This is a genomic window from Bartonella sp. AP30XZML, from assembly GCF_042195945.1.
GTDB lineage: Bacteria > Pseudomonadota > Alphaproteobacteria > Rhizobiales > Rhizobiaceae > Bartonella.
The window spans coordinates 44,346-56,797 of record NZ_JBHIPJ010000102.1; the positions used below are offsets into that span (position 1 = coordinate 44,346).

Consider the following 12,452-nt stretch of genomic DNA (forward strand, 5'->3'; position numbering starts at 1 on the left):
GTTTTTTACATTTGTATTATGTTTTTATATGAGAGTATTGGTGTTTTACAGGGGCTTGGTGGCTGTGTACTGTGTAATGAAAGCATCTTCTATAGAGTTAAGCCTATGAGGATCGTTATTTAAGGTGTCTTGATATCATATTTGTTTTATTAGCCAATATATTGATTTTTTAGATTTCAATGAGAGGCTCGAATATAGGAATATTTTTTCATTTCAAATTTCCTGTTGCAGAATCCAAAAGAGTCTGTTTGTTTGTTACAAGAGAAGATATTTATCTAAATAATACCGTTTGTAAAAGGAAATACATATTTCTAAATATGAGAGCGGCGGCGATATGATGTAATAGCGCACAATATAATATAGTGATGGCTCATACCTTCATAAATGTCAAAAATGGTGGTACCCAATAGATCTTACGATGTTTCTTTAAACAGGTGCTTAGATAAGAAGTACCTTGGAATTTTTAGTGAGGGGTGCAAAAAGATGCTCTAAAAAGACGAAGGGGTAAAAGGGTAAGACAATGCATGATTTTCATTATTTAAAACACAGCGTTATGAGCGTGTTTGAAAGTCGTAAAGGCAAATGAAAGGGATGGTAAAGATGGCAATAGGTTTTTATCTTTGGGCTTTTATGTTTCGTTCAAAATAAATGATGGCTTTTTTAAGATTACTCAAACAGACGTAAATATTTTTACTCTAATTGGGCATATAAAAGCTGGGACTGTTTACATGGTTCTCATTTGCTCTAGTCTTTATCTCAAGCATATTGCCATGTTAGGAGCAGGTGTTGATTTACAAGTAATAGAAAACGTAAAAGCTTGGTAGATGACGCCATAAAATTACTCATAAATTAGTAATGGATTGGAGTGATATTCTGAATTTTAAAAACATTTTGTACAACAATGGTTATAATAGCGTATCTGACTTTACGTTTATTTCTTCTTACAAGCATTCATATATGGCGTTTGTCTATGTGTTTTTCATTATATTCATAAAAATAAGATTGACGATAATCTATGGATAGTCCGTGGCTGAAAGTAGAAAAGAAAAGCGTGATATTACACTAAAGTTTCGTATCTCTTTATCATGAGAAGTATGAAGGTTATTAAATAAGTCCATTTTTCTTGCCAAAAGTGATTTTTTCTTTTTATGCTTACTGCTCATTTTATGATGCAGCCCGTTAGTATAGCGTAAAATTGATAGGGCATCATCGTTTTATGTTTTTTATCCATATGCTTTTTCTTGTTTGTGATGTGCCGTAGTATGGCTATTCATTGATTCAATAGACGAAGGTTTAAAATAAGGGAATCTCACGTTCTTGAGATCTCTCATGTAAGTTGTAAAATGATGAGTTATGATTGTAAATCAATGCATTATTTACGTTAGAAGAACAGACTATAACAATTTTTGAGCATAGAAACTACTGTGTGTATTATTTTACGGGATCATTTAAATGATAGAGATTAAGAGAAACGGTCTGCATTGATCTCGGTTTGTTATGTTAAAATGCGTTAGAGCCTGTTGGTTATTGTAAAATAGTTTATCGTTATTTGGAATGATTATAGGACGTGATTCGAAACAAATACCTTCAGAGTTCTCATTTTTTCATAAAATTAAGCTGTTTAAATTCTTCATTGATTGTTACATGAGAGATGCGACAATATTTTAATAATCATTTACAGAATTTTTTATGAAGATAGATAAGATTTTAAAAATCTACATTTTTATTTTTGTGGTGATTGCTGTTGGAAAAGTGATTCTACTTTTATATAGTTTGATTTTTATAGGGTGGATACGTAGAAATTACGGTTTTTTTTGATTATGATTATCAGAGTTATGAAAGAAACTATTTAAAAGTTATAATGATCGTAGATTCCAATTGATGCCTCTTGAAATAAAATTGCTTCAAATTGGGTCATTTTAAACTTTTTTTGCCTAAATTTAAACATTTTTAAACAATTTATAACTCTTTTATGTTTTTTTGCGTAGAAGATGATAAGAATTTCTTGTTGTTTAAAGAATTTTGTTCCATAGCAAGAATATTGCATCGGCTATCTTAGTGGTTGATGTGAGAGGACGATCGGGGAACCTCCTCCCCCCCCCCGCGTGGATCCCCTAGATTGTCTGGCCTGACTGAGGATTTCCTCAGTCAGGCTTTTTATAATTGTTTTGGGGGATGTTGTAGCGTGTTATTAGGGGGAAGTGTAAGATCTGTTATTGTTTCGCCTATACTACCTAAATACATAGAGGGGCAGTTTTTGTTGGGCGGATAGTGTTAGCGTATTCATTTTCAATAATTTGATTTTTCTTTATTGAAGCATCGTTGAATGCTATAAGGAGAATCATAAAAGAAATCTATGTTTGTGTTCTATGATCTTTAGGTAAGAGATAATGGAATCTTTTTCGCGTCGTATTGTTTTTATTTTATTTGTATTTTTTATTTTTGGCGCTGTCTTTTTTGCTTCTCAAAGTAGTGCTGTTTATCAGTTTTTTTCCGGTCGCTCTTCTTTTTCTTCTCAGAAGCTTGATGTAACAGAGGAGGAGTTGTTAGAGAGATTGTCTGTATCTTTTCCAGATATTATCAAGCATCTTTCTAAGATGAGTCCTCAACAGCAAGAGGTGTTTATTGCGCAGCTGCGTCGTGATGTAATTGCGCTTGCTTTTAAAAGTGGTCAGAGTCGTGAGCAGGCTCACAAATCTGGTGAAACTGTTGCTATGGCTCTTTCAAAAGCGATTTCTCGTCCTTCCATTGCTAATGCTTATTTTTAGCTATTTTTTTAATCGCGCTTTTGGGTTTTATTTTAAGGAGCAAGAGCTTTTCGTGAAGTCTTGAAAAGTGCGAGGAGATAATTAATTTGTAAGGTATTAACAAAATTTATCTCTCAAAAGGTAAGCAATTGGAGTATAAGGGTAATGTTGCAATCATTACAGGAGTGATAGAAAGTCTATCAAGGGTATTGGTCCAAGTTAATTGCATTATCAATCGCTACAATGACAAAAGCAGTATTGACTATAAAAAAACACGTTAACCGTGTTTTATATGCCGGTTATTTTTTTATTTGATATGAGAAAATAAAAATTTTTTAAAGGATTTAAGCTTTCTTTGTTCTACGGATTTTAGGATATTTATCCACTTGTATGATTTCTGAAAATGAGGTGCAAGGCTGATAAGATGGTAGTCTGTGACAAAGAAAAAATATTTGAATGAAGATGAGGGTTTATTTTTATTTAAAAGGCTTTGGGGGTATTGAGTTTCCTAACATTTTTCAAAAAAACAGACAAAAGTAATTGTTAAGCTTTGTTGTAGAGATAAAGACGGATATAGCTTTTTTAGCATATTGTTTTATAATGATAATTTGTCATTTTCATATTAAGTGAGAATCTTAAGAATTGCAAAATTCTCTCGTTTTAAATTTATTCATGGTGAAAAAATCAAAATCACTTTCTTGTGCACTACAAGTGAGAGGCTTGTGTGGATAAAAGCTCTTTCAAAAAAAGAAGTAAAAAGCTTCTTTGAGGCATCTTGAGAGCTAAAAGTCTGTTGCAATATTTTGAATTGATAAAGAGTATGATGGTTTTAGTATATTTATGAATTTTTTATGCGCAATGATGGGAGCGGGGATTTGTTTTATGATTTGTTGGGGTTTTATCGGACATAAAGAGTGCTGTGGGTGTTTATTAACCAGAGAGAAGTGTTGATAACAGTTTATATTTTTTGTGAAACTTTTTTGATATTGAGGATCTTCGGTAAAAAGATGTTCTTGTCTCTCTTTAAGATGCTATTTTTTTAATATAAAAATTGAGTGATACAATAGTGATAGCAGAAATTTACAAATTATATCATTTTATTTAATACGATATAAGATTAATTATAGTCTCTTTATTTTTTTACTTTATGATATAGATAAATCTATAATTTGTGCATAAAGAGATTTTCTTTTGTTGCAGAATTTTATCTTGAAATTGTCTTACTCTTTCCTTTTTCAAGCCGTTCTTTTGCTTTCTTTTTTTGTACAATACGTTTGCAAATTATTTGCAGCTAGAATTTGAGAATGTTTGAGTAAAGAGAAAGAAAATGCAATTTTTGAAAATCTTGTTAAATACAGCGTGTGCTGTATTTTTTGTATTTGATGTAAGTTGGACTCATAGTGTCTTAAATGTTGCGGAATCAGGAGAATCCTCAGTGATTGTTGCTTCTAAGATTCCTGATCGTCCTTATGAGTTTCTTATTCAGAAACTTGCGAATAAATATAATGTTCCCGTTAATTTAGCACATGCTGTTGTAAAAGTTGAAAGTAATTATAAGGCAGGTATAAAGGGGGCTGCTGGCGAAATAGGTTTAATGCAAATTAAACCCTCTACGGCACGAGGGTTGGGCTTTAGTGGTTCTGTACAGGATTTGTATGATCCTGCGACCAATCTTGAATATGGTATGCGTTATTTGGCACGGGCCTATAAACTCAGTGGTGGAAGTACATGTGGTACAATCCTTAAATATAATGCAGGCCATGCTGCAAAAAAAATGAATTCTATTTCAGCGAAATATTGCGCAAAAGTAAAGACTTATCTGGCTTCATTAAAATAAAAACATCTGTTGAGAGAGGTTTGTCATAAAATATTTTAAGATGCTATTTTCACGGAGCAGAAAATGTTTTATAAATTAGTATGTCAGTCGGCTGGGCAGCCGCGCTTGTCTGATACTGAAATACGGCAGGTGAGGAAAGTCCGGGCTCCATGGAAAGACGGTGCCGGGTAACACCCGGCAGGGGTGACCCTAGGGAAAGTGCCACAGAAAGTAAACCGCCTATTTTTATAGGTAAGGGTGAAAGGGTGGAGTAAGAGCCCACCGCGCATTCAGTAATGAATGTGGCAAGGTAAACCCCACCGGGAGCAAGACCAAATAGAAATGACGTGCAAAATTTAATTTGCAGCCGATTTCCGGGCGAGTCATTCGGGTAGGTTGCACGAGGCGGATGGTAACATCCGTCCCAGATGAATGGTTGCCATGTAAAGTGTAAGCTTTACTCTACAGAACCCGGCTTATAGGCCGACTGATATTTCATGATGATACGCGATATTTTATAAGATCAATTATATATGGTCTTTTATGGAGTCTATGTGTTTGAAATGGACACTTGAGCAAAGAGTGTTTTAAAAAATTATAACATTTCTTTAAGTATAATGCGTTAGGATCTGTTTTGGGATAACTTTAGTTTTTTCGTTCATTGTGATTAATGTGAAAGTTGAAGGCCAGGTTATTCTAAGATCAGTTGCCATGAGAGAGCTGTTGATTTAAGACAGCCTAACTTCAAGACGGATTATTTTGATAAAGCAGGATCAAAGAGCTGAACGCCATATTCCAGTGTTGTTACAGCCAGTTTTGGCTGGGCTTATGCCATTGGTTGGAGCAAAAGTGATTGATGGCACCTTTGGTGCTGGTGGTTACACGCGCGCTTTGTTAAAGGCAGGGGCACAGGTGATTGCTCTTGATCGTGATCCTCATGCTATAAGTGCAGGACAATCGCTTGTTGAAGAATTTTTTCCACGCCTTCTTTTGGTCCATATGGCGTTTTCACAGCTCGATCGTGTCGTTGAAGAGAAGGTGGATGCAGTTATTTTGGATATTGGTGTCTCTTCAATGCAGCTTGATGAAGCAGAAAGAGGTTTTTCTTTTCAAAAAGATGGTCCATTGGATATGCGAATGGCTCAGACTGGTTTTACAGCCAGCGATGTTGTCAATCATTTAAAAGCAAGGGATTTGGCGCGTATTTTTAAGATATTAGGGGAAGAGCGTTATGCGGGGCGAATTGCACGGATGATTGAAAAGCGTCGTGTTGTGCAGCCTTTTTTGCGTACAGGTGATTTGGCGGATGCTATCGAAACGTTGATAGGACGTAAACCGGGAGATCGTATTCATCCGGCAACACGTGTATTTCAGGCTCTTCGTATCTATGTTAATGATGAAATTGGTGAATTGGCATGTGGTTTATTTGCTGCTGAACGCGTTTTAAAAGCTGGAGGCCGTTTGGGGGTTGTCAGTTTTCATTCTCTTGAAGATCGTATGGTCAAAAGATTTTTTTCGGCTCGTTCTGGAGAATGTATGAGATCACGCTATCTGCCAGAAATAAAGGCTGCTCCAGCAACATTTTTTCCTTTGTTTAGAGGTGGGATCACGGCAACTAAAGAGGAGTTACAGAAAAATCCTCGTTCACGTTCTGCGAGGTTGCGTATTGGTGTACGGACTGAAGCAGAGGCTCTTGCAGCAGATATGAAATTATTTGGTTTAGCAGAGATTGCCAGTTTTGAAGGCAGCAAAAAATGACAGTTTTTCGTACATTTGATATGATTTTAGTGTTGATTATGATTTGTATGGCAGGACTTACTTATAAGGTAAAATATGATGTTCAAAAACGAATGAACGAAGTTCTTCATCTTGAGCATGAAATTGCTGCAGCAAAAAATACGGTAAGTTTGCTTCATGCTGAGTGGGCTGTGATGATAAGTCCTTCACGCATGCAAAAACTTGCGAAACGTTATCAGAAAGAACTTGGGTTAGAGGTTATACAGCCGCGTCAAATCGTGGAGTTTAAAGACATTCCGGTATGGGTACATGATCAAATTGAAGAAGTGATTAAACAAAATATCTTGGAAGATAATCAAAATATTTTGACAAATAATCGGGCTTCTCAGATCAATAGTGTTGTCCAAAAAGGCGCGCAGTAATGAAATCGACTTTTTTATTCTCACAGAAGAAAAAGCGCTTAAAGAATTCGTTGAATAATCATAATGTTTCTGTTCGTCGTCCCTATTCTAGTCGTCCACGTTTGCTTTTTTCGTTGTTCTGCTTTTTAATTTTATATGGCATCATGGGGGCTTGCCTTATTTCTTATGGGTTGGAAGGTGGACAGATTGAAGAAGCAAAAGGGCCAGGAGTTCTTCAATTGATGGCACGGCCTGATATCGTTGATCGTAATGGTCGTTTATTGGCAACAGATATTAAAACTTATTCACTTTTTGCTGAGCCACGACGTATTATTGATGTGGATGAAACAATTGAATTGCTCTCAACAGTTTTGCCTGATCTTAATTGGCAGGAAACCTATAAGCGCTTAAAAAGAAAATCTAGTTTTTCTTGGATACAGCGGGGGTTAACACCAATGCAGAAGACGCAAATTATGGCTCTTGGTATACCAGGAATTGGTTTTCGGACTGAAATTCGTCGCTTTTATCCTGATGGACCTGTAACTTCCCATATTCTCGGTATGGTGAATGTTGATAATCAGGGCATTGCAGGTATGGAAAAATATATTGATGATGCGGGGTTGAGTGCTTTGCGTGCCGCTGGTCTTGCCATGGAAGAATCATTAAAACAAGTTCAGCTTTCGATTGATGTGCGTGTTCAGGCAATTGTTCATGATGAACTTATTCAGGCTATGAAGCGTTATAAGGCAATTGCTGCAGGAGCTGTTATTTTAAATATACATACGGGGGAAGTTTTGGCTTTGGCATCACTACCAGATTTTGATCCTGGAAATCCTATCGAAGCTTTAAAAAGTGATCGTCTCAATCGGATGACGGCAGGAGCTTTTGAAATGGGATCAATTATTAAAAGTTTTACGACAGCTATGGCACTTGATTCCAATATTTTTTATTTAAACAGTATTATTGATGCTTCAAAACCAATAAAAACAAGTAGTGGGTATACTATTCATGATTTTCATGGAAAAAATCGACCCTTAACGTTATGGGAGGTTTTTATTTATTCTTCTAATATTGGTTCTGCTAAAGAGGCATTGGCGATAGGGATTGATAAACATCGTGGTTTTTTGCAAAAACTTGGATTACTGGATCGTCTCACAACAGAGTTGCCTGAAGTTGCCCACCCTATTGTACCACATCATTGGAAGGATATCCATTCTATGACGATTTCTTTTGGGCATGGTATGGCAACAACACCCTTGCAAACAGCTGTCGGGGCTGCTGCTTTAATGAATGGTGGTTGGTTAATTGCTCCGACATTTTTAAAACGGACAAAAGAACAAACTCTGCACCATGCAAAACGGGTTTTGCAGGCTAAAACAAGTCAAAATATGCGTTACCTTTATCAATTAAATAGTGATATTGGTTCTGGACGTAATGCAAAAGTAGAAGGCTATCGTGTAGGTGGTAAGACAGGAACAGCTGAAAAAGTTGAAAATGGAAAATATTCTAAAACAAAAAATTTCAATAGTTTTCTTGCTGCTTTTCCTATTGAAGATCCTGCTTATGTTGTTTTAACAATTATTGATGAACCAAAGCCTGCAGAGGGACAGCGCTCAGCAACAGCGGGAATGAATGCTGGACCAATGCTTGCTAATATTGTTCGTCGCACAGCTAGTTTTCTTGGTGTAAAACCCGATTTTAAAAAAGAATATGAGCTTCTTTTAAGTAAAAAGAGCAATTCAAGTTTCGTTAAACAACAGTAAAATAAATACAAAGGTGCATCGTTATGTTGTTTGGAACAGTTTTTACAGAATGTGTTGAAGATGAAAGTCTTTCTTCAATAGAAATAACAGGAATAAGTGTGGATTCTCGGCAAGTTTTGCCGGGCTATGTTTTTGTCGCTGTTCAGGGGAAAAAAAGTGATGGAAGACACTATATAGATGATGCGATAAAGCGTGGCGCACGAGCAATCGTTACAGACTGTCCTGCTGTTCTTGAGGATTTATCTGTTCCCATTTTACGTGTTTCTAATGTTCGTCATAGTTTAGCGTTGGCAGCTGCACGTTTTTACGGTTCTCAGCCTGAAACGGTCGTTGCTGTGACTGGTACAAGTGGTAAAACATCTGTTGTCTCTTTTCTTCGGCAAATTTGGACTTATGCTGGATTTTGTGCTGCGAGTATAGGAACGGTTGGTGTTGTTTCTCCTAAACGGAATGTTTATGGTTCTCTCACAACACCTGATCCGGTCGTCTTGCACCGTCTTCTTTATGAAATTTCTCATGAAGGTGTGACTCATGCAGCTCTTGAAGCTTCTTCGCATGGGCTTGATCAAGGACGACTTGATGGAGTCCGTTTAACGGCTGGTGCCTTTACTAATTTAGGGCGAGATCACATGGATTATCACACGGGGGTAGAGGATTATTTGCGGGCTAAAATGAGGTTGTTTGATACACTTTTGCCTGTATCTTCTCCTGCTTTGATTTTTGCTGATGATGTTTATTCACAAAAGGTTATTGATGTTGTTACACAAGCACGCCGCCGTGTCTTGACAATTGGTCGTAAGGGGCAATTTATCACGATTAATCGTGTTGAACATCAACGCTCAAAACAGTGTATTGAGTGTCGTGTGGAAAATAATATTTATACATTTGATTTGCCTTTGGCTGGAGATTTTCAGGTAGCCAATGCGCTTATGGCAGCGGGGTTAGCAATTGCAACTGGTGTTTCACCTCGTAAGGTTTTTTCTGCGCTTGAAACTTTGCAGGGGGCACCTGGGCGGTTGGAATTTGTGGGAAAGACAGAAAATAATGCGCCTGTTTATATTGATTATGCCCATAAACCAGAAGCTTTGGAGCAGGTTTTGCTTTCTGTTCGTCCCTTTACGCAAGGGCGTTTGATCGTTGTTTTTGGTTGTGGAGGAGATCGTGATCAAGGAAAAAGACCTTTGATGGGAAAAATTGCGGCGGATAAAGCGGATATTGTTATTGTAACGGATGATAATCCTCGCACAGAAATGCCAGAAAAAATACGCAAGGATATTTTACAGGCGGTGCCAACAGCAATAGAGATAGCAGATCGTGGAGAGGCTATTTCTTACGCGGTGGAGCTTTTGAAAGTTGGTGATACATTAATCATTGCTGGAAAAGGTCATGAGGATGGCCAAATTATAGGGCAGACAACTTATCCTTTTTCAGATCGTCTGAAAGCGATAGAAGCTTTAGAGGACCGAAAGAAATGACAACTTTATGGGATAAGCAAGCACTTGTTGCTGCAGTTAATGGTGTTGTAATGGGAAGCCTGCCAGAAACTTTTTCTGGGGTTTCCATTGATAGCCGTACTCTTGCGGAAGGGGATGTTTTTTTCTGTATTAAAGGGCATCATCTTGATGGTCATGATTTTGCTGCGCAAGCTTATGAACGAGGTGCAGGCGTTCTTATCGTTGCGGAACACCGTTTGAGGGATATGAAAAAGATATCGGCTCCACTTATTGTTGTTCCTGATGTTTTGCAAGCCTTAGAAAAACTTGCACAAGCTGCACGCAAACGTTCAAGAGCTAAGATTATCGCGATAACAGGATCGGTGGGAAAAACAACGACAAAAGAGGCTTTGAAACAAGCACTTGCAACGGTTGGGAATGTTCATGCGAATCTCGCTTCTTTAAACAATTGCTGGGGGGTTCCACTCACTTTAGCGCGGATGCCTATGGAGAGTGATTATGGTATCTTTGAAATTGGCATGAATCATAGAGATGAGATTCGCCCTCTGGTCAAACTTGTTTGTCCGCATGTTGCTCTCATTACGCATATTTGTGCAGGACATATGGGTTTTTTCAAAGATCTTGAAGAAATAGCAAAGGCAAAAGCTGAAATTTTTGAAGGATTAGATGAAAAAGGAATTGCCATTTTAAATGCGGATAGTGATTTTTTTTCTTATCTTGTTCAAAAAGCAAAGAAATACGGTGTAAAGAAGATCTTAAGCTTTGGTGAGACTAAAGATGCTGATTATCAAGCGCGAGATATACGTCTTCTAGCTGATAGTACTTCTATGATTGTGCGTATTGGGGGGCGGGATAGGAAGGTTCAAATTAGTGCTCCAGGACGCCATATTGTGCAAAATAGTTTAGGGGTTATTGCTGCTTGTGATGCTATGGGAGTTGAGTTAGAGCCTGTTCTTCTTTCTTTTCGCTATTTTTCTTCTCAAAAGGGGCGAGGTGTTCGTTATCGACTGTCTTTATCAAATGGGGGTGAATTTTATCTCATTGATGAAAGCTATAATGCAAATCCTGCTTCTATGCGTGCTGCGCTTGAGCTTCTTGCTACAGGACCAGTCGGGGAAGAAGGGCGGCGAATTGCTATTTTAGGAGATATGCTAGAGTTAGGGGAGTATAGTGAAAAGCTTCATCGTGATTTAATAAAGCCAATACGTCTTTCCGGTGCTAATCCGGTTTTTCTATTTGGTGAGGCGATGAAATCTTTAGTCAGTGATTTGTCTGCTGGTGTTAAGGTTCATTATGCTGAAAATATTGAGAAAATTTTATCTCTCCTTTTAGCAGAAATTTCTTCTGGGGATCTGCTTATGGTTAAATCATCCAATAGCCTTTGTTCATCAAATATTGTGACTGCATTGCTTGACCGCTATAAAGCGGTTTCTTCATAGTTTTAAGAGGTTTTTTGTACCATGATGCTGTTTTTTTCTTCGTTTAGTGATTGGCTTCCAGGTGTGAATGTATTTCGTTATATTACTTTTCGCACGATAGCGGCTATGCTTAATTCGGGGCTCATCGTCTTTTTGTTTGGACCTAGCATCATTGCTTCTCTTAAATTGCGGCAGGGTAAGGGGCAACCGATTCGTGCGGATGGTCCTCAAACACATTTTAAAAAGGCTGGAACACCTACAATGGGTGGATTGATGATTTTAACCGGTATTGTGGTATCGGCATTTTTGTGGTGTAATTTATCGAATATTTATTTTTGGGTATCGCTATTGGTTATGCTTTCTTTTGGGGCAATTGGATTTTATGACGATTATCTTAAGGTCACAAAACAAACAGACAAAGGATTTTCTGGGAAAGCACGGTTAAGTTTGGAGTTTTGTGTTGCCGCAATTGCTGCTTTTGTCATCCTACAAATTGGCTCATCTGGATTCGCTTTGCCTTTTTTGAAAGATTATCTTATCAATTTGGGCTGGTTTTTTATTCCTTTTTCTGCTTTTGTTATTGTCGCGACGGGTAATGCGGTTAATTTGACGGATGGACTTGATGGCCTTGCTATTGTTCCTGTGATGGTTGCAGCCTTATCTTTTGCTCTGATTGCTTATCTTTCTGGTAATATGAATTTTGCTGATTATCTCCAAATCCATTATGTATCGGGAGCAGGTGAATTGGCTGTTTTATTGGGAGCTGTTGTTGGGGCAGGGCTTGGTTTTTTATGGTTTAATGCACCACCTGCAGCTATTTTTATGGGAGATACTGGTTCGTTGGCTCTTGGAGGATTATTAGGGACTGTTGCAGTCGCTACGAAGCACGAAATTGTTTTGGCTCTTATTGGTGGGCTTTTTGTTGTGGAAGCTTTTTCGGTCGTTATTCAGGTTGGTTATTTCAAATTAACAAGAAAACGAGTGTTTCTTATGGCACCGATACATCATCATTTTGAGAAAAAAGGCTGGACTGAAAGCCAAGTCGTGATACGCTTTTGGATTATTTCAATTGTTCTCGCTCTCATAGGTCTTTCAACACTTAAATTGCGGTGAGAA

General features: G+C 37.5%; 9 protein-coding genes and 1 other RNA gene. All 10 read left to right on the forward strand.

Annotation, left to right across the window (positions count from 1 at the left end; all coding sequences use genetic code 11):
* The first annotated feature begins 563 nt into the window (after nt 1-563).
* The 10 genes from ACFIL2_RS07145 (at nt 564) to mraY (ending at nt 12,449) form a co-directional block, all read left to right on the forward strand.
* On the forward strand, nt 564-824 hold the full coding sequence (locus ACFIL2_RS07145; RefSeq protein WP_375633017.1) for a hypothetical protein: 261 nt from the start codon (nt 564-566) through the stop codon (nt 822-824).
* Nucleotides 825-2,390: 1,566 nt separating this feature from the next.
* Complete coding sequence (locus ACFIL2_RS07150; protein ID WP_375618214.1) at nt 2,391-2,768, forward strand: hypothetical protein; 378 nt, start codon at nt 2,391-2,393, stop codon at nt 2,766-2,768.
* A 1,306-nt stretch (nt 2,769-4,074) separates the two neighbouring features.
* Entirely contained in the window at nt 4,075-4,584 is a 510-nt protein-coding gene (locus tag ACFIL2_RS07155; RefSeq protein ID WP_375633015.1) for a lytic transglycosylase domain-containing protein, read from the forward strand.
* An 83-nt stretch (nt 4,585-4,667) separates the two neighbouring features.
* Nucleotides 4,668-5,058, forward strand: an RNA gene (rnpB, locus tag ACFIL2_RS07160) — RNase P RNA component class A.
* Nucleotides 5,059-5,322: 264 nt separating this feature from the next.
* Nucleotides 5,323-6,321 carry a 16S rRNA (cytosine(1402)-N(4))-methyltransferase RsmH gene (gene rsmH, locus ACFIL2_RS07165; RefSeq protein WP_375633013.1) on the forward strand — a complete coding sequence of 333 codons (999 nt, stop codon included), beginning with the start codon at nt 5,323-5,325 and terminating at the stop codon, nt 6,319-6,321.
* A complete protein-coding gene (locus tag ACFIL2_RS07170) occupies nt 6,318-6,722 on the forward strand; it encodes a hypothetical protein (protein WP_375634628.1) in 405 nt (134 codons plus the stop codon). The genes rsmH and ACFIL2_RS07170 overlap by 4 nt, the downstream gene beginning before the upstream one ends.
* On the forward strand, nt 6,722-8,464 hold the full coding sequence (locus ACFIL2_RS07175) for a peptidoglycan D,D-transpeptidase FtsI family protein (protein WP_375633009.1): 1,743 nt from the start codon (nt 6,722-6,724) through the stop codon (nt 8,462-8,464). Before ACFIL2_RS07170 ends, ACFIL2_RS07175 begins: the two co-directional genes overlap by 1 nt.
* Nucleotides 8,465-8,487: 23 nt before the next feature.
* Nucleotides 8,488-9,939, forward strand: a complete 1,452-nt coding sequence (locus ACFIL2_RS07180) for a UDP-N-acetylmuramoyl-L-alanyl-D-glutamate--2,6-diaminopimelate ligase (protein ID WP_375633007.1) — start codon at nt 8,488-8,490, stop codon at nt 9,937-9,939.
* Complete coding sequence (gene murF / locus ACFIL2_RS07185) at nt 9,936-11,357, forward strand: UDP-N-acetylmuramoyl-tripeptide--D-alanyl-D-alanine ligase (protein WP_375680371.1); 1,422 nt, start codon at nt 9,936-9,938, stop codon at nt 11,355-11,357. The genes ACFIL2_RS07180 and murF overlap by 4 nt, the downstream gene beginning before the upstream one ends.
* A gap of 21 nt (nt 11,358-11,378) precedes the next feature.
* Nucleotides 11,379-12,449 carry a phospho-N-acetylmuramoyl-pentapeptide-transferase gene (gene mraY, locus ACFIL2_RS07190; RefSeq protein ID WP_375633003.1) on the forward strand — a complete coding sequence of 357 codons (1,071 nt, stop codon included), beginning with the start codon at nt 11,379-11,381 and terminating at the stop codon, nt 12,447-12,449.
* The last annotated feature ends 3 nt before the right edge of the window (nt 12,450-12,452 follow it).